Source organism: Stappia sp. ABD4_338 (assembly GCF_056312175.1).
On the sequence record NZ_CM149982.1, the window covers coordinates 4,017,195 to 4,035,254 of the forward strand.

17 protein-coding genes are annotated in these 18,060 nt (G+C 67.8%); 12 read left to right on the plus strand and 5 right to left on the minus strand.

Annotation, left to right across the window (positions count from 1 at the left end; all coding sequences use genetic code 11):
* Positions 1-2: 2 nt before the first annotated feature.
* The 3 genes from ACYX4S_RS17960 to ACYX4S_RS17970 all read left to right on the plus strand — a co-directional run bounded on the left by ACYX4S_RS17960 (position 3) and on the right by ACYX4S_RS17970 (position 4,673).
* Positions 3-2,789 (plus strand): FtsK/SpoIIIE family DNA translocase, encoded by a 2,787-nt coding sequence (locus ACYX4S_RS17960; RefSeq protein WP_476361187.1) that lies wholly within the window; start codon positions 3-5, stop codon positions 2,787-2,789.
* A 137-nt stretch (positions 2,790-2,926) separates the two neighbouring features.
* Positions 2,927-3,583, plus strand: a complete 657-nt coding sequence (locus ACYX4S_RS17965; protein ID WP_293717389.1) for an outer membrane lipoprotein carrier protein LolA — start codon at positions 2,927-2,929, stop codon at positions 3,581-3,583.
* 16 nt (positions 3,584-3,599) lie between these two features.
* Positions 3,600-4,673: an ATP-dependent carboxylate-amine ligase gene (locus tag ACYX4S_RS17970; RefSeq protein ID WP_476361188.1), complete on the plus strand. Its 1,074-nt coding sequence runs from the start codon at positions 3,600-3,602 to the stop codon at positions 4,671-4,673.
* A 126-nt stretch (positions 4,674-4,799) separates the two neighbouring features.
* Here ACYX4S_RS17970 and acnA read toward each other — a convergent pair whose 3' ends face one another.
* A complete protein-coding gene (acnA, locus tag ACYX4S_RS17975) occupies positions 4,800-7,544 on the minus strand; it encodes an aconitate hydratase AcnA (protein WP_476361189.1) in 2,745 nt (914 codons plus the stop codon).
* 383 nt (positions 7,545-7,927) lie between these two features.
* Between acnA and ccmA the strand changes: the two genes are divergently transcribed.
* The 7 genes from ccmA (at position 7,928) to ACYX4S_RS18010 (ending at position 12,840) form a co-directional block, all read left to right on the plus strand.
* Entirely contained in the window at positions 7,928-8,551 is a 624-nt protein-coding gene (gene ccmA / locus ACYX4S_RS17980) for a heme ABC exporter ATP-binding protein CcmA (RefSeq protein ID WP_293717386.1), read from the plus strand.
* Between the two features lie 35 nt (positions 8,552-8,586).
* Complete coding sequence (gene ccmB, locus ACYX4S_RS17985; protein WP_293717671.1) at positions 8,587-9,246, plus strand: heme exporter protein CcmB; 660 nt, start codon at positions 8,587-8,589, stop codon at positions 9,244-9,246.
* 99 nt (positions 9,247-9,345) lie between these two features.
* Positions 9,346-10,134 (plus strand): heme ABC transporter permease, encoded by a 789-nt coding sequence (locus tag ACYX4S_RS17990; protein ID WP_293717385.1) that lies wholly within the window; start codon positions 9,346-9,348, stop codon positions 10,132-10,134.
* Positions 10,131-10,331 carry a heme exporter protein CcmD gene (ccmD, locus tag ACYX4S_RS17995; protein WP_476361190.1) on the plus strand — a complete coding sequence of 67 codons (201 nt, stop codon included), beginning with the start codon at positions 10,131-10,133 and terminating at the stop codon, positions 10,329-10,331. Before ACYX4S_RS17990 ends, ccmD begins: the two co-directional genes overlap by 4 nt.
* Positions 10,328-10,945: a DsbE family thiol:disulfide interchange protein gene (locus tag ACYX4S_RS18000; RefSeq protein ID WP_476361191.1), complete on the plus strand. Its 618-nt coding sequence runs from the start codon at positions 10,328-10,330 to the stop codon at positions 10,943-10,945. The genes ccmD and ACYX4S_RS18000 overlap by 4 nt, the downstream gene beginning before the upstream one ends.
* A 144-nt stretch (positions 10,946-11,089) precedes the next feature.
* Positions 11,090-11,809, plus strand: coding sequence for a DUF1223 domain-containing protein (locus ACYX4S_RS18005; protein ID WP_476361192.1), 720 nt, complete (start codon positions 11,090-11,092; stop codon positions 11,807-11,809).
* A gap of 143 nt (positions 11,810-11,952) precedes the next feature.
* Positions 11,953-12,840: a cation diffusion facilitator family transporter gene (locus ACYX4S_RS18010; RefSeq protein WP_422070144.1), complete on the plus strand. Its 888-nt coding sequence runs from the start codon at positions 11,953-11,955 to the stop codon at positions 12,838-12,840.
* 24 nt (positions 12,841-12,864) lie between these two features.
* Here ACYX4S_RS18010 and ACYX4S_RS18015 read toward each other — a convergent pair whose 3' ends face one another.
* Complete coding sequence (locus ACYX4S_RS18015; RefSeq protein WP_476361193.1) at positions 12,865-14,010, minus strand: response regulator; 1,146 nt, start codon at positions 14,008-14,010, stop codon at positions 12,865-12,867.
* 204 nt (positions 14,011-14,214) lie between these two features.
* Between ACYX4S_RS18015 and ACYX4S_RS18020 the strand changes: the two genes are divergently transcribed.
* Complete coding sequence (locus tag ACYX4S_RS18020) at positions 14,215-15,168, plus strand: AEC family transporter (RefSeq protein WP_476361194.1); 954 nt, start codon at positions 14,215-14,217, stop codon at positions 15,166-15,168.
* Between the two features lie 8 nt (positions 15,169-15,176).
* On the opposite strand, the gene gluQRS is transcribed toward ACYX4S_RS18020, so the two are convergent.
* Positions 15,177-16,064, minus strand: coding sequence for a tRNA glutamyl-Q(34) synthetase GluQRS (gluQRS, locus tag ACYX4S_RS18025; protein ID WP_476361195.1), 888 nt, complete (start codon positions 16,062-16,064; stop codon positions 15,177-15,179).
* Between the two features lie 120 nt (positions 16,065-16,184).
* Here gluQRS and ACYX4S_RS18030 point away from each other — a divergent pair, with 120 nt between their 5' ends.
* A complete protein-coding gene (locus tag ACYX4S_RS18030) occupies positions 16,185-16,862 on the plus strand; it encodes a DNA-3-methyladenine glycosylase family protein (protein WP_476361196.1) in 678 nt (225 codons plus the stop codon).
* 17 nt (positions 16,863-16,879) lie between these two features.
* On the opposite strand, the gene ACYX4S_RS18035 is transcribed toward ACYX4S_RS18030, so the two are convergent.
* Both ACYX4S_RS18035 and ACYX4S_RS18040 read right to left on the minus strand, forming a co-directional pair.
* Entirely contained in the window at positions 16,880-17,809 is a 930-nt protein-coding gene (locus ACYX4S_RS18035) for a site-specific tyrosine recombinase XerD (protein ID WP_476361197.1), read from the minus strand.
* Between the two features lie 37 nt (positions 17,810-17,846).
* A complete protein-coding gene (locus ACYX4S_RS18040; RefSeq protein WP_422070149.1) occupies positions 17,847-17,990 on the minus strand; it encodes a hypothetical protein in 144 nt (47 codons plus the stop codon).
* Between the last annotated feature and the right edge of the window lie 70 nt (positions 17,991-18,060).

The window sequence follows — 18,060 nt, forward strand, 5'->3', positions numbered from 1 at the left end:
CCATGCGACGCGCAACCGTTCGCAGCGGCCGGGCCGCCGCCCTTGGCCTCGAGGATACGCAGGGACCGCTCAAGCGCTTCCTGAAGCGCAACATGATCGGCGCCGCCGGCCTGTCGCTGATCGCGCTGTGTGCCGCGCTCGCGGCCGCGCTCGCGACCTGGTCCACCGCCGATCCAAGCTTCAGCCATGCCACCTCGGCCCCGGTGCGCAATGCGCTGGGCACGCCCGGCGCGGTGATCGCGGATCTCTTCATCCAGTCGATCGGTCTCGCCTCGGCCGTGTTCCTGGTGCCCGTGGTGCTGTGGGGCTGGCGGCTCCTGGCCGCCCGTCAGACGCGTATCGCCGCCCGGCGTATCGGTTTCTGGGGCGCGGGAACGCTTCTGGCCGCCGGCGCTCTCGCTGCCCTGCCCGTTCCGGCGAGCTGGCCGCTGCCCACCGGGCTCGGCGGTTTCCTCGGCGATTTCGTTCACATGCTGCCCGGCGCCCTGACCGCGGACCTTGGAACGGGGCTTGCGACCATCGTCGGGATGTTCGGTCTCGGCGTGCCGGCGGTTTTCCTGATGCTCCATGCGGCCGGCTGGCTCGGGCGCGATCCGGAGCCCTTCCTCGAACCCCTTCCCGATCCCTCGCGCCATGCCCGCTCCGTCGGCGCGGTGCCGGACTACGACGAGGAGGAGGACGAGGACGACGAGGACGAGCGCGGTGGCCGCATGGCGGCCGTCATGGGGGCGGCGACGCATTTCGCGCTGCTGGCGGGCGCCACCGCCCGCCGTCTCGCCGGGCGTGGCAAGAGCCGTGGGCGGCGTGCTCATGACGACGACTATTTCGACGCCGACGCGGAGTATGACGAGGACGACGATCTTGCGGCCCACGAGGCGGATCTGGCGTCCGAGGACGACGATCCGGTGAGCCGGCGTGGCGGCTTCTCGCTCCTGCGCAATCGTCTCGCCCGTCGCCTCCTGCCCGACGAGGACGACGGTCTCGACGCGTTCTATCCCGATGGCGGCGAGGTTGACGACGACCGCGAGCCGGCCGTCGAGGACAGCCGGACCGGCACGATCGACGACCTTCCCGATCTCGACGAGGACGGCCCGCTGGACGAGTTCTCGACGCCGTTGCCGCGCGCGATCGCGGGGCCGGCGCGGCGCGGCGCGGGTCAGCCCGATGCGCAGCCCCAGGCGACGGGGCGTGTCGTGGCGCCGGCGGGGCGTCCCAAGCCGGGCCGCCGCGTCAGCGAGGAGGCGCAGCCTTCCTTCCTGCGCAATCCCGAGACGTTCGAGCTGCCGCCGCTTCATCTTCTGGCCGAGGCCAAGGCTGGTGCGCGCCAGGCGGTGAACGCCGATGCGCTGGAACAGAATGCCCGCATTCTGGAAGGCGTTCTGGAAGATTTCGGCGTGCGCGGCGAAATCATCGAGGTGCGTCCCGGCCCGGTGGTCACGCTCTACGAACTGGAGCCCGCGCCGGGCATCAAGTCGAGCCGCGTGATCGGCCTCGCCGACGATATCGCCCGCTCCATGAGCGCGATCTCGGCCCGCGTGGCGGTCATTCCCGGCAAGAACGCCATCGGTATCGAACTGCCGAACCAGCGTCGCGAGATGGTGTTCCTGCGGGAGCTTCTGGCCTCGTCCGACTACGAGAAAAGCAAGGCGAAACTGTCGCTCACGCTCGGCAAGACCATCGGCGGCGAGCCGGTGATCGCCGATCTTGCCCGCATGCCTCACCTTCTGGTGGCCGGCACCACGGGGTCGGGCAAGTCCGTCGCCATCAACACGATGATCCTGTCGCTGCTGTACCGGCTGTCGCCGGAACAGTGCAAGCTCATCATGATCGATCCCAAGATGCTCGAACTGTCGATCTACGACGGCATTCCGCATCTTCTGACGCCCGTGGTCACCGACCCGAAGAAGGCCGTCGTCGCGCTCAAGTGGACCGTCCGCGAGATGGAGGAGCGCTACAAGAAGATGTCGAAGATGGGCGTTCGCAACATCGACGGCTTCAACACCCGCGTCTCGCAGGCCCTGGAAAAGGGCGAGAGCTTCACCCGGACGGTGCAGACGGGCTTCGATCGCAATACCGGTGAGCCGATCTTCGAGGAAGAGGAACTGAGCCTCGAGCCGATGCCCTATATCGTCGTCATCGTCGACGAGATGGCCGACCTGATGATGGTCGCGGGCAAGGACATCGAAGGGGCCATCCAGCGCCTGGCGCAGATGGCGCGTGCCGCCGGCATACACCTCATCATGGCCACCCAGCGGCCGTCGGTCGACGTCATCACCGGCACGATCAAGGCAAACTTCCCCACCCGGATCTCGTTCCAGGTGACGTCCAAGATCGACAGCCGGACGATCCTTGGCGAGCAGGGCGCGGAGCAGCTTCTCGGCCAGGGCGACATGCTCTACATGGCCGGTGGCGGGCGCATCCAGCGCGTTCACGGCCCCTTCGTCGCCGACGAGGAGGTGGAGGACGTGGTGAGCCACCTGAAGCGCCAGGGCACGCCGCAGTACCTCGAGGCGGTCACGGAAGAGGACGAGGCCGGCGGCAGCCCCTACGACGGCTCCGGGGGCGGCGGTGGCGACAGCGAGAGCAACGACCTTTACGACAAGGCCGTCGCGATCGTGCTGCGCGACAAGAAGGCCTCCACGTCCTATATCCAGCGGCGGCTTTCGATCGGCTACAACCGTGCCGCGACGCTCATCGAGCGGATGGAGAACGAAGGGCTCGTCGGGCCGGCAAATCACGCCGGAAAGCGCGAGATCCTTGTCGACAACGGCGTCGAGGACAATTTCTGAGGCAAGGCCGGACTTGCGCGACGGCGATCGAGGTCGCAACTTTGCCACAGCCCGATGCTATTTCGCGCATGGCCGAAACGTCCGGACAGGAGGTCCGGCGCCGGACCTGTGCCACAAGACCGATGGAGCCCGACCGAATGACCATCGCCCGCCGCGCTTTCCTGAAGCTCGCGCTCCTCGCCGCCGCCACGGCCCTGCCGCTTGCCGGCCCGGGCGTGACCCGTGCCGAGGCTGCCGCGCTGTCTTCCGAGCAGCAGCAGACGCTTTCGGAGGTCAACGCCTATTTCAACAGCGTCAAGACGATGCACGGCGACTTCATCCAGTTCGGGCCGAACGGGGAACGTGCCGAGGGCAAGTTCTATCTCGCCCGGCCCGGGCGGATCCGCTTCTATTACAATCCGCCGTCCAAGGTGGACATCGTCGCCGACGGCAAGTCGGTCTCGGTCAAGGACCGCAAGCTCGCCACGCAGGACATCTGGCCGCTCAGTGAAACGCCGCTGAGGTTCCTGCTGGCCGAGAAGATCAATCTGGAGAAGGACGCCGACGTTGCCTCCGTCTCCGTCGAACCCGATCTGGTGACCGTGGTCCTGTCCGACACGTCAACCTTCGGGTCCGGCCGGCTCACGCTGATCTTCGATGCCAAGTCGACCGAGCTCAAGCAGTGGACGGTGACCGACGCGCAGGGGTACGACACGTCGGTGGCGATCTACAACACGACGGTCAACGGGCCGACCAACCCGAAGCTCTTCACCATCGACTACAATGCCAACATGATGCAGCGTCGCGGCAACTGAGGCGACGGGGCGGGCCATGGCGACACCCTTGCCCCCCTTCCCCGACCAGGGGCTCCGGCGCGTCGCTCATGACGCGGAGGATGAGCATCTCCCGGTCTGGCTGCGGCTCATGGTCCGCCTCGCCCACGCGCACGGCGGTCACGTGGAGGTGGAGGCGGAACACGGCTACGCCGGCCGGCTGGTGGCGGCCGACGGGCGCAGTCATTTCTTCAAGGGCACCGTCTTCGACATCAACGGCGCGGGAGCGGCCGCCCTTGCGCGCGACAAGGACTATGCGGCGCGCTTTCTCGCGGCGGCGGGCCTGAGGGTCCCGCACGGCCTTCTGGTCCATGCGCCGCGCCGCCGTGCCGCGCTTCATCTCAAGAATCCGGGCGTTGCCGCGCGCCTTGCCGACACCCGTGCGGCCGAAACCTTCGCACGGGCGGTCGGCTATCCGGTCTTCGTCAAGCCGAACGAAGGGTCCGAGGGAGAGGGCGTGAGCCGCGCCGGCGATCCGGCCGCGCTCGATGCCGCGCTGGACCAGCTCTTCACGTTGCATGACCGGGTTCTGGTGCAGCGCGCGGAGGCGGGCGAGGATTTCCGTGCCATCGTTCTAGACGGACGTGTCCTTGCCGTTTTCAGGCGCCAGCCCTTTCGCGTGACCGGTGATGGAAAGAGTCCGCTTTCGGTGCTCGTGGCGTCCGCCGTTGCCGGCCTTGGCGGCGGTGGCAAGGGCACGCGGATCAATGCGGACGACCCGCGGATCCTCGGCCATCTGGCCGCCTCCGGACGGGCGCCGGAAAGCGTTCCGGCCGATGGCGAGGAGGTGGAGCTGCTCCCGAACGCGAACCTTTCGACCGGCGGGCGGGCCTTCGATGTCACCACCTCGGTTGCCCCGGCCTTCGCCGGCGCGGCGTCCCAGGCCGCGCGCTCGCTCGGCCTGCGGTTTGCCGGTGTCGACCTGATCGCGACCGGCCCGGACGATCCCGCGCCGGTGGTCCTTGAGGTAAATGCGGGTCCGGGGCTGTCCTACTTCCACCGCCTTGGCGCGCGCGAGGCAGAGACCGTGGAGCGGATCTACGAAGGGCTCGTGGACACGCTTCTTTCCTGAAGACGCGCTGATGGAACCGGGACGGGCGAACGACCCGCCCGGAAACAGGCACAACACAAAAAAGGGCCGGCGATTTCGCCGGCCCTTTCCTGTTTCAACCGTGTTTCAGGCCGCGCAAGTCGTCGCTCAGTTGGTGACGAGGTTGCGCAGCACGTAGTGCAGGATGCCGCCGGCGCGGACGTATTCGAGCTCGTCCTCGGTGTCGATGCGGCACAGGACCTCGATGGTCTTCTTCGCGCCGTCGGCGAACTCGACCTCGATGTCGACCATCTGGCGCGGCTTCAGGTCGGTGACGCCCTTGATCGTCACCTTCTCGGTGCCGGTGATGCCGTGCGACTGCCAGCTCTCGCCGTCCTTGAAGGTGAAGGGCAGCACGCCCATGCCGACCAGGTTGGAGCGGTGAATGCGCTCGAACGACTGGGCGATGACCGCGCGCACGCCGAGAAGACGGGTGCCCTTGGCGGCCCAGTCACGCGACGAGCCCGTGCCGTACTCCTTGCCGGCGAAGATGACCAGCGGAGAGCCGGCATCCTTGTATTCCATCGCCGCGTCGTAGATCCACTTCTCCTGCCCGTCCTTCATGGTGACGCCGCCCTCGACGCCCGGGACCATCTGGTTCTTGATGCGGATGTTGGCGAAGGTGCCACGCATCATGACCTCGTGGTTGCCGCGGCGCGAGCCGTAGGAGTTGAAGTCCTTCTTCGCGACCTGGTGCTCCTGCAGGTAGGTGCCCGCCGGGGACTCCGCCTTGATCGAACCGGCCGGGGAAATGTGGTCGGTCGTGATGCTGTCCAGGAACAGGCCGAGCACCGCCGCGCCCTCGATGTCCTCGAGCGGCTTCGGCTCCATGGTCATGCCCTCGAAGTAGGGCGGGTTCTGCACGTAGGTCGAACCGGCCGGCCACTGGTAGGTCATGCCGCCCTCGACCTTGATCGCCTGCCAGTGCTCGTCGCCCTTGAAGACGTCGGAGTAGCGGGTGCGGAACATGTCCTCGTTGATCGACGCGCGGATGAGATCGGTGATCTCCTGCGTGGTCGGCCAGATGTCCTTGAGGTAGACCGGGTTGCCGTCCTTGTCCTCGCCGAGCGGGTCGGTGGCGACATTGACGTTCATGCTGCCGGCGATCGCATAGGCGACGACCAGCGGGGGCGACGCCAGATAGTTGGCGCGCACGTCCGGATTGACGCGGCCCTCGAAGTTGCGGTTGCCCGAGAGCACCGAACAGGCAACGAGATCGTTGTCGTTGATGGTCTTCGAGATCTCCTCGGCCAGCGGGCCGGAGTTGCCGATACAGGTGGTACAGCCGTAGCCGGTCAGGTTGAAGCCGAGCGCGTCGAGGTCGGCCTGGACACCGGCCTTCTCGAGGTAGTCGGTCACGACCTGGGAGCCCGGAGCCAGCGAGGTCTTCACCCACGGCTTCACCTTCAGGCCCTTCTCAAGCGCCTTGCGGGCGACGAGACCGGCACCGATCAGAACCGACGGGTTCGAGGTGTTGGTGCAGGAGGTGATGGCGGCGATGACCACGTCACCGTCGGCCAGGCCATGGTCCTTGCCCTCGACGGTGTAGCGCCGGGTCGTGCCCTGGTTGCCCGTCGCGCCTTCGTCGACGAAACGCGACTCGCCGTTGGTGGCGGGAATGGCGTCCTGGTTCTTGGAGCCGCCCTTGATCTCGGTCAGGGCCTCGGCGAACTTCTCGGCGGCTTCGTCGAGCGCGACACGGTCCTGCGGACGCTTCGGACCGGCGAGCGAGGGAACGACGGTCGAAATGTCGAGCTCGAGCGTGTCGGTGAAGACCGGCTCTTCGGCGCCGGTGCGGAACATGCCCTGGGCCTTGGCGTATTCCTCGACGAGCGCGACGCGATCCTTGTCGCGGCCGGTGGACTCCAGATACTTGAGCGTATCCGTGTCGACGGGGAAGAAGCCGCAGGTCGCGCCGTATTCCGGGGCCATGTTGGCGATGGTCGCCGCGTCCTCGAGCGACAGGTTGTCGAGACCCGGGCCGTAGAACTCGACGAACTTGCCGACGACGCCCTTCTGGCGAAGCATCTCGACGACGCGCAGCACGAGGTCGGTGGCGGTGATGCCGTCGTTCAGCTTGCCCGTCAGCTTGAAGCCGATGACCTCGGGAATGAGCATGGAGATCGGCTGGCCGAGCATGGCCGCCTCGGCCTCGATGCCGCCCACGCCCCAGCCGAGAACGGCCAGGCCGTTGACCATGGTCGTGTGGCTGTCGGTGCCCACCAGCGTGTCCGGATAGGCGACGGTCTCGCCGTCCTCGTCCTTCGTCCAGACGGTCTGGGCGAGATACTCGAGGTTGACCTGGTGACAGATGCCGGTGCCGGGGGGAACGGCGCGGAAGTTGTCGAAGGCCGACTGGCCCCAGCGCAGGAACTCGTAACGCTCGCCGTTGCGCTCATACTCGAGCTCGACGTTGCGGCGGAAGGCGTCCTTGGTGCCGAAATAGTCGATCATGACGGAGTGATCGATCACGAGGTCGACGGGAACCTGCGGGTTCACCTTCTTCGGATCGCCGCCGAGCTTCACGGCCGCGTCGCGCATGGCGGCCAGGTCGACCACCGCCGGAACGCCGGTGAAGTCCTGCATGAGGACGCGGGCCGGACGGTAGGAGATCTCGTGGGTGGACTTGCGCTCCTTCAGCCAGGTGGCGCAGGCAAGGATGTCTTCCTTGGTGACGGTGCGACCGTCCTCGAAGCGCAGGAGGTTCTCAAGGACGACCTTCAGCGAATAGGGCAGCTTGGAAACGCCCTCGAGGCCGTTCTTCTCCGCCTCGGGGATGGAGAAGTAGGTATAGGTCTTGTCGCCGACCTTGAGGGTCTTCCTTGCCTTGAAACTGTCGAGTGATTTGGTCACGGCTGGCGGTCCCTTCTGCCTGACGGGCGCGGTCGGCGATCTGGCCTCCTGGCGCCCCCTTCGCATCCGCCGCGGGGCGGACGCGGGAAGGGCGTCCGGTGCGGCATCGCATCGTCCGCGCGCGGACCAAAGCGGTTCCGCAGTGCGGTTTGGCGCCCGTATAGCGAATTTCATCGCGTGGGGCCAGCGTATAGCGGCCCATCCGTCTCATCCTATCGGCGAGCCGGGGGCCTTGCGCGGACCGTGCCGGCGACGGGCGCGCGGATCCGCCGCATCCGGGCGATTGCGGCTTGATCGGCGAGGCCCGCCCGTGCCATCCCTCGACGGACGATCCGGCCGGGCGCCGGTGTCGAAGTCCCGCTCACGCCCGTTCGAGGATACGCGTGCGTCTCATTGCCGAAAACCTTGCCTGCGAACGCGGCGGACGCCGCGTGCTGGGCGACGTGAGCCTTGAGGTTGCGGCGGGCGAGGCGCTTGCCGTGACCGGTCCGAACGGCGTGGGCAAGTCCACCCTCATTCGCGTGATCGCCGGCCTTGTCGCCTCCAGCGAGGGACGGGTGTCGCTGGAGGGGGGAGAGGATGATCTTTCCGTCTGCGAGCATTGCCACTATTTCGGCCATCTGGACGCGCTCAAACCGGCGTTGAGCGTGCGTGAGAACCTTGCGTTCTGGCGTGCCTTCATGGCCCCGGTCGCCGGCGGGCTCGCGCCGCTTTCGGACCTCGACGAGGCGCTCGACCGGCTGGGGATCGTCCATACGGCGGACCTTCCGGCGGCCTATCTCTCCGCCGGACAGAAACGGCGTCTCTCGGTGGCCAGGCTTCTGGTCGTGTCGCGGCCCGTGTGGTTGCTGGACGAGCCGACCTCCGCGCTCGATGCGGCCTCCGAGGCGGGCCTGCTCGCGATCATGGCCTCCCACCTGGAGGCGGGCGGCCTGATCGTGGCCGCCACCCACCAGCCGCTGGCGCTCGCGCCGCTTCGCCATCTTGCCCTGGAGGCCGCCGAATGAGCGCCTGCAAGGGATCCGCCTCCGCGGGCAACTGGATCGGTGCGCTTTTCGCGCGCGAATTGCGCCTGTCGGTGCGCGTCGGCGGCGGGGCGCTCATCGGCGTGCTTTTCTTTCTTGCCGTGCTGACGGTCGTGCCCTTCGGTATCGGTCCCGATCTCAAGCTTCTGGCCCTTGTCGGTCCGGCGATGCTGTGGATCGGCGCGCTGCTTGCCACGCTGCTGGGGCTCGACCGGCTGTTCCAGGCGGACCGGGAGGACGGTTCGCTCGATCTCTTCCTGATGTCGGGAAGGCCGCTGGAGCTGCTTGTCCTGGTCAAGTGTCTCGCCCATTGGCTGGGAACCGGGCTGCCGCTGGTGGTGGCGACGCCGGTGCTGTCTATCTTCCTCAACCTGGAACCGATCGTCGTGGGAGCCGCGACACTGACGCTTCTGGTGGGAACGCCGGCCCTGACCCTGATCGGTGCCGTGGGGGCCGCGCTGACTGTCAGCCTGCGCCGGGGCGGACTGTTGCTGGCGGTTCTGGTGGTGCCCTTCAGCGTGCCGGTTCTGATCTTCGGCGTGGGCGCGGCCGGTGCGGTGGCCGACGGGTTCACCCCGTTCCACACGCCGTTCCTGCTCCTGTGCGCCCTCACCCTCGTCTCGGCCGTGGTGGGACCGGTGGCCGCCGCCGCCGCCCTGCGCTTTTCGAGCGACTGAGCCGTGGGGCGCGGCGGCGCATGTTGCGGGACCCCGTGTCGCGCCCGGCCCGTATCGTCCCGGATTGATCCTGTGCCCAACCCACATTAGAACCGTTCAATGGCCCTCACCGACCTCGCCAATCCGACCCGTTTCCTCGCCCTTGCCGGGCGTGTCCTGCCTTGGCTGTCCGGCCTGGCCGCGATCGCCTTCGTCGCGGGTCTGTATCTGACCTTCTTCGTCGCTCCCGACGACTACCAGCAGGGCGCGACGGTCAAGATCATGTTCCTGCATGTGCCGGCCGCCTGGCTCGCGATGATGTGCTATGCCGTCATGGCCATGGCGTCGCTCGGAACGCTGATCTGGAAGCACCCGCTTGCCGACGTCTCGGCGCGTGCGGCGGCGCCGATCGGGGCCGCCTTCACCTTCGTCGCCCTGGTCACCGGAGCGTTGTGGGGAAAGCCGATGTGGGGCACCTACTGGGTCTGGGACGCACGTCTGACGTCGTTCCTGGTGCTCTTCATCATGTATCTCGGGCTCATCGCGCTGTGGCGCACGATCGAGGATCCGATCCGCGCCGGCAAGGCGGCGGCGGTCCTGACGCTCGTGGGTGCCATCAACCTGCCGGTGATCAAGTTCTCGGTCGACTGGTGGAACACGCTTCACCAGCCGGCGAGCGTGGTGCGCATGGGCGGGCCGGCGATCCATCCGTCGATCTTCTGGCCGCTCGTCGTCATGGCGGTCGCCTTCACGCTGCTGTTTCTCGTCATGCACCTGATGGCAATCCGCAACGGGATCCTGGCCAGGCGGTTGCGCACCATGCAGCTTCGCGCGGCGAGCCGTCCAGTCGCCGTTGCGCGCGCAAGCGACAAGCCTGCCACGGATCCGGCACCGGAGGCCGGCGAATGACTGCTTTCCTCGACACGCTTGGCCCCCATGCGGGCTTCATTCTCGCCTGTTATGTCGTGACCGCCCTGGTGGTGGCCGCCCTCTTCGTCTGGTTGTTCGCGGACCGCGCTCGGCTGACGCGCGAGATTGCGGCCCTGGAGGCGAAGGGCATCACGCGTCGGTCATCCTCGGCCGGAAACAGCGAGGCACGGCGATGAGCGGCGATACGGGCGAGGACGTGAGCGTTGAAGAGACGACGGCGCGCCGGCTGCCTGTCATGGCCCTGCTGCCGCTGGTGGTGTTCTCGCTTCTGGCGGTGCTTTTCCTGTTCCAGCTTGTCAGCGGCAAGGACACCTCGGAGGTTCCCTCCGCGCTGATCGGCAAGCCCGCGCCGGAGTTCACCCTGCCCCCGGTTCCCGAGCTGACACGCGATGGCGCGGCCGTTCCCGGCGTGTCTCGGGCCGACCTCCTGGGCAAGGTGAGCGTGGTCAACGTTTTCGCATCCTGGTGCGCCCCCTGCCGGCAGGAACATCCCCTGCTGGAGGAACTGGCACTCTCCGGCAAGGCGCAGATGATCGGGATCAACTACAAGGACAAGCCGGAAAACGCCCGCCGCTTTCTGGGATCCCTCGGTAACCCCTACGATCTGGTCGGCGCCGACGACAAGGGACGGGCCGCGATCGACTGGGGTGTCTATGGCGTGCCGGAAACCTTCATCGTCGATGCGGCCGGCACGATCCGTTACAAGTTCATCGGACCTTTGTCGCCCGAGAGCTACCAGGACGTGTTTCTTCCCCAGCTCCAGAAGGTTCTCGACGCGCCGAATGGCTGACCGGCCGTATTCCGGGCGGCGTCTCAAGGGCTCGTGAATGGCCATTGATCGCGGGCGGGCCTATCGTCTGACGCTCAGGGTCGTCCGGCAAGCGGTCGGGTGGCCGTCGAGCACCTCCTGATGCCTTGCCCGGGTCCTGTCCGAATGCGCTTCGTTTCCCGTACCGCCGTCGTGTTTTTCCTGGCGCTTGCACCGTCCCTCGCGGTGGCCGGCGACGCGCCGCGTGCCGTGGTCGAGCTTTTCACCAGCCAGGGCTGCTCGTCGTGTCCGCCCGCCGACCGGCTCATGGCGGAACTCTCCCGGCGCGAGGACCTCGTCGCGCTCACCTATCCGGTCGACTATTGGGACTATCTCGGCTGGCGCGACACGCTGGCCAGCGGCGCCAACAGCCAGCGTCAGCGCGACTACGCGGAAAGCCGTGGCGACCGGGCGGTCTACACGCCCCAGATCGTCGTCAACGGGCAGGACCATGTGGTGGGGAGCGACCGCGCCGCCCTTCGCGCGGCGCTGGAAAGGGCCGCGCCGCTTCCAGCCGCAGTCAGGCTGAAGCGGGTCGGGGATCTGGTCGAGATCCATGTCGAGGGCCGGCTTCCCGAAGGGACGCGCATGGCCTCCGTTTCGCTCGTCGCCGTCGCGCCGCCCGTCGAAGTGGCGATCGGACGGGGTGAGAACCGGGGCCGAAGCATTACTTACGTGAACGTGGTGCGCGAACTGCACGCCGTGGGCATGTGGGAGGGCGGGTCCGCCACGTTCCGTCTTCCCTTGCGCGAGATGCGAAGAACCGGGGCCACCGGCTGTGCGGCAATCGTGCAGGAGGAACGCGGCGGCCGGCCGGGCCGGGTGCTCGGGGTCGGGCGACTGTGAAGGCCCTGCGTGCGCGGACACGGGATCACGGGGATTGCCGCGTCTGACAGGTTTGTCACGGCGAGAAAAATTGGCTAGGCCTGTCCCGGCGACGCAGGACAATCCGTTCTGCGAGGACGCAATCGGATCGGGGACGGCCATCCATGAGCCTTCGACTGCGCGTCGCGCTTGCCAGCATCTTCGTGGGTCTCGCCGTTCTGGCGCTGAAGTATCTGGCCTATCGCTGGACCGGATCCGTGGCGCTCTACTCCGACGCGCTGGAATCCATCGTCAACGTGGCCTCCGCCGTTGCCGCCTGTCTCGCGGTCTGGTTCGCGGCGAAACCCGCCGACAGCAACCATCCCTACGGCCACCACAAGGCGGAATACATGGCCGCCGTTCTCGTCGGCGTGCTGATCGTGCTCGCGGCCCTGTCCATCGCCCATGAGGCCTGGAAGAACTATCTCGATCCCGGGCCGGTCGACTTCACGCCCGAGGGGCTCGGGGTCAACCTGCTGGCAACCGTCCTGAATGGCGCCTGGGCACTGGTGCTCGTGCGCATCGGGCGCGGCCACCGGTCCCTCGCGCTCGTCGCCGACGGCAAACACCTGTTCACGGACGTGGTTTCCTCGATCGGCGTGCTTGGCGGCGTGGTGCTCGTCATGCTGACGGGCATCCGCGAACTCGATTCCATCCTCGCCGGGCTTGTCGCGCTCAACATTCTCTGGTCGGGCTGGGGCCTCATGAAGGAGTCGCTCGGCGGATTGATGGACGAGGCTGTCGCGCCTTCGCTCCAGGAGCGCATCCGCGACGTGATTTCCTCCGCTGGAGAGGGCGCCATCGAGGCGCATGACCTGCGCACCCGTTCCGCCGGCCACGTCATCTTCGTCGACTTCCATCTCGTGGTGCCGGGCGACATGACCGTCGATCGGGCGCATGAGATCTGCGACCGGGTCGAGGAAGCCATTTCCAGGGACATTCCGGGTTCGCGCACGACGATCCATGTCGAGCCCGAACACAAGGCCAAGCATACGGGCATCGTCGTGATCTGAGGATCCTGCTTGGCCGGCAGGCGATCAGTCGTCTTCGGCCCGCGACCCGTCGATGGCCCGGGCGATGGCGTCGATGAGGCGGGCCGGAGCCACCGGCTTGTCCAGCACGGTGGTGAAGCCGGCGCGCGACAGTCTGGCGCGGTCGGGAACCACGGCGGCTGTAATGCCGATCACCGGAACACAGGCGCCCGCTTCCAGCGCGCGCATGGCTTCTATCGTTTCCAGGCCCGACATGTCCGGCATGGTCAGGTCCAGAAGCACGCAATCGGGCCCCGGCGCATGAGCGAGACACGCCAGCGCCTCGGCGCCGCCGTCTGCCAGGACCACGCGAAAACCCGCCGCCTCCAGCATCACCTCGATCATGCGCCGGTTGGTGGCGCTGTCGTCGACGACCAGAACGCAGGGTGCCGGCCTGACGGTTTCATGGCCGTCCGCCTGTGTCGACGCGGTCGTGTCGCCGGCCTCGCGCTGGGCGGGAGCGACAAGCGGCAGGCGCAGCGCGAAGGTGCTGCCGGCGGGCGAGGTGTCGACGAGGTCCAGCATGCCGCCGCAGGCCAGCGCGAGGCGCGATGCGCTCCACAGGCCAAGGCCGGAGCCCGCCGCGTGGCCCCTGGCCCGTCGTCCCCGGCTCATGGGCCGAAACAGCGTCGCGCGCTCGTCGTCCTCGATGCCGATGCCGGTGTCGGACAGCGTCAGGTCGAGTTCCGGGCGCGGGCCGCCGCGACGCACGGTGGCGGCGAGACGCACTCCCCCCTCGCCGGTGTATTTCAGCGCATTGTCCAGAAGGACGGAGAGGATGCGGCGCAGGGTGAGCGGGTCCGACAGGCCGTAGGCGGCGAGATCCCCGTCGAGGTCACGCGTCAGCGTGAGACCGCGCGACCGCGCCGCGGAGTCGAAGAGATCCGCAACGGCGTTGATGGTTTCCAGCGCGGAGGTTTCGGTGGTGGCGCGGGCGGGTGCCGGTGCGCCGTCGAGCGCGTTGCGGGTGATGGCAAGCAGGGAGTCGATCGCAAGTTCGAGCGTGTGAAGCGCATCCGCCTGACGCTGTGAAAGAGGCTCGCCGGCAACGATTTCGGCCGCCGTGCGCATCGCGGCGAGCGGCGTGCGCAGGTCGTGCAGCAGCACCGCCGTCTCGTCCGGTGCCAGCTCGCTTTCGTTCGTGATCGTCATCAGACAAAGGCCCCTCGGATCAGCGGTCGATCGGATCCGGCCGGCAAGGTTCGCACGCACGCCGGGCACGGGGCTGACCCCTTGAGCCGCACTTTGCCAGCGTGGCGGGGCAAATCAAGTGGACACATGCGTCGCTCGGGGCAAGGTGCGCCTGAAAAGGCGGTTGCGCTTGTCGTTGCGCGCGCGCCATGCGAAAGAGCGATCATGGTCCTGCAGATCCTCACCATCGTCCTGCCGCTGTTCATCCTGATCGGTCTCGGATACGCCGCCGCGCGCACCGGCGTTCTCGAAGCCTCGATCGGCGATGGCCTCGGACGTTTCGTCTATGTGGTGGCGATCCCGGTGATGATCTTCCGCACGCTTGCGACAAGCGATCTGGGCGGCGTATCGCCGTGGGGGTTCTGGTTCGCCTATTTCACCGGCGTTGCCATTACGTGGACGCTGGGAACGCTTCTGATCGGGCATGTGTTCCGCCGCGAGGCGCGCGCCGGTGTCATTGGCGGGATCAACGCGGCCTTCGCCAACACCGCGCTCGTCGGCGTGCCGCTTGTCACGGCCGTTCACGGCGAGGCGGGCCTCGTGCCGCTGTTCATCCTCATTTCCATCCATCTTCCGGTGATGACGGTTGCCTGTGCGCTGCTCATGGAGCGCGCCGCCGTGCTCGACGGCACCCAGGAGCCCCAGCCGCTTCCGAAGCTCGTGATGGGTGTCCTGAAGAATCTTGCGACGAATCCGATCGTCATCGGCATCGCCTGCGGCGTGGCCTGGCGGTTTACCGGACTTCCCATCGAGGGGGTCTTCTCCGAGGTGCTGTCACGCATCGCCAGCGCCACCATTCCCGTCGCGCTGTTTTCCCTCGGCATGAGCATGGTGTCCTACGGCATTCGCGGAAACCTGGCGCCGGGGCTGGTTCTCAGCACGCTCAAGATCGGGGTCATGCCGGCCATCGTCTTCATCATGGCCCGTTACGTGGTGCACATGCCGCCGCTGTGGATCTCGGTCGCCACGCTCACGGCGGCCTGCCCGACGGGCATCAACGCGTTCCTTTTCGCGAACCGCTACGGCACCGGCCACGCCATGTCCGCCAACTCGATCACGCTGACGACCGGGCTCGCCGTCGTCACCACGGGCCTCTGGATGCTCTTCCTCGCCGGGTGAGGCCCCCCCTAGTCGAGGCCGACCATCGTCCGGATCTCCGCCGGTGTCGCACCGGCCTCGCGCAAGGCGGAAAGCGCCGTGTCCCCGTTCGATTTCGACAGCTTGCGCCCGTCGGGGCCCGGGATCAGCCGGTGGTGGCGGTAAACCGGCTCGGGAAGCCCGAGAAGCACCTGCAACAGACGGTGCACGTCGGTGGCGGCGAAGAGGTCGCGTCCGCGCAGCACATGGGTGACGCCCTGACGCGCGTCGTCCAGGCTGACGGCGAGATGATAGCTCGTCGGCACGTCCTTGCGCGCGATCACGACATCGCCCCAGGCCGCCGGATCGCAGGTTACCCGGGTCTCGCGACCGTCGGCGTCCGTTTCGGTGAAGGTGAGCGGCTGCCGTGTCGAGATGCCGGCGGCGGCGCAGGCGCGCGCCATGTCGAGACGCAGCGCGAAGGGCGCCCCCTCCTCCTCGCGACGATCGATTTCCGCCTGGCCAAGGACCGCCAGATCGCCTGGATACAGCGGTGCGCCGTCCGGATCGCGCGGCCAGGGCGTGCCACGGCTTGCTTCGTGGTCGGCGACCGCCTTGCGGATCTCGCCGCGTGTCAGCCAGGCCCGGTAGACGAGGCCCCTGTTCCGCAGGAGTTCAACGGCTTCGTGATATTCGTCGAAATGCTCCGACTGGCGGCGAACGGGACCGTCGAACGTGATGCCGAGCCAGGCGAGATCGGCGAGGATCGCGGCCTCGAACGCCGGCGTGCAGCGGGTCGTGTCGATGTCTTCCATCCGCAGCAGAAGCCTGCCCCGTGCCGCGCGCGCGGCGGCATCGTTGAGCAGCGCCGACAGCGCGTGACCCAGATGAAGGAGGCCGTTCGGGGACGGCGCGAAGCGGTAGACCGGACGCGTCATGCAGCCTCAATCGGCGAAAAGAACCGCATGGTCAATTGCCGCGCACGGAGAAGACCTCGCAAAGCGGGTTGACGCGCTGGCCCTTCGCGGGAAAACCGGATGTAAACACGGGGGAAGAGCATGGCGGCGCGAGAAAGACCCGGGATTTCCGGCCATCCGCACGGCATCCACGACGAGCGGGATCTGGCGCGCGAACTTGCCGCGCTGCTGACGCTTGCGCCCGGGCTTCGCCGCATTGCCGAGGCGGCCGGTCCGTTGCCGCTCAGGCGACATGCGGCGGATTTCGCAGGGCTGGCGCGGATTGTCGTGGGGCAACAGGTCTCTGTTGCGAGTGCGACGGCGATCAATGCGCGGCTGTTCGCGCGCTTCGATCCGCTGGATGCGGCCGGGTTCGCCCGGGCAGGTGATGACGATCTCGACGGCATTGGCCTGTCGCGGGCCAAGATCGCCACGTTGCGTGCGGTCGCGGAGGCAGTGGAAGGCGGTCTCGATCTCGCGGATCTCGCCGGCGCGCCCGCTGAGGAGGCGCGGGCCGCCCTGCTCGCGCTGCGCGGCATCGGTCCGTGGACGGCGGATATCTTCCTGCTGTTCTGCGCCGGTCATCCGGACATCTTTCCGGCGGGAGATGTCGCGCTGCAGGAAGCCGTGCGGGATGTTCTGGAATTGCCGGAACGCCCCTCGCCCCGTGTGCTTGCCGGTCATGCCGAACGCTGGGCGCCGCATCGGGCAACCGCCGCGCGCCTGATGTGGGCGCACTATCGGGTGGCGCTGGGGCGCGGCGCGGGCGTCTCTCCCTGACGCGGCCCGGCCGGGGCTCAGCTTCGCCGCGAGAGAGGGTGATGGGTCTCGACAAGCGCGCGCAGGCGTTCGTCGAGCACATGGGTATAGATCTGGGTGGTGGAGATGTCCGCGTGTCCCAGAAGCTGCTGCAGCACGCGCAGGTCGGCGCCATTGGCCAGAAGGTGCGAGGCGAAGGCATGACGCAGCACGTGGGGCGAAAGCGCGTCCGGGTCGATCCCGACCTGGAGCGCGAGGGCCTTCAGGTCGCGCGCGAACGCCTGCCGGGTCAGGTGGCCGCTTGCTCCATGGGAGGGAAACAGCCAGCGCGAGGGGGGGCGTCCGGCGGCTTGCCGGAGCGCGAGATATCCGCGCATGGCGGTCCGGGCGGCTTCGCTGAGCGGCACGAGACGCTCCTTGCCGCCCTTCCCGGTCACGGCGATGAGACGCTCCTCGCGCCGGGCGGCGGAGGCGGGAAGCGCCACGAGTTCCGACACGCGCAGGCCCGTGGCGTAGATGACCTCGAGAAGCGCGTGCAGCCGGGCCGCGCGCTGGGCGCGGGCATCCGTGTCGCCGACGGCGGCCTGCGCGGCGTCCCGGGCGGCTGCAAGCAGCCGCTCGACCTCGTCCTCGCTCAGGACCTTCGGCAGGGTGGCTCGCTTCTTCGGTGTCGCGATCGTGCGGGTGGGATCGTCGCCGCGCAGGCCGTCGGCGTAGAGATGGCGGTAGAACTGGCGCAGCGCCGAGAGGTGGCGCGCCTGCGTCGAGGCGGCGAACCCTTGCGCGGTGAGCGCGGCGAGGTGGTCGGTGACATCGGTTCCCGATGCCTTGAGCAGGGAGGTCCGGCCCAGATGTTCGCGAAAGGCGTCGAGATCGCGCCGATAGCTTTCCAGCGTGTTGTCGGCCGCGCCGCGTTCGGCCGACATCATTTCCAGGAAGCTTTCGATGAGAACCGCGTCGCTGGTCATTCCCGCTCTCCGGCATCGGGGCGCGTGTGGCTTGCCGTCAGCGTCCGAAACCGTCCATCTTGAGGCGCACGGTGATCTCGTGCGGGGTCGGCTCGACATAGGTGCCGAGCGCATAGACCGAGGCGGTGGCGACACCCGCCAGAAGCACGAGGACAATGATCAGGCGTGACAGGGTCGGCATCGGTGCTCCGCAGGCAGTTCCGTCGGGTTTTTTGGACAATCCCGACCGTCTTTGCAAGACGCGTCACGCC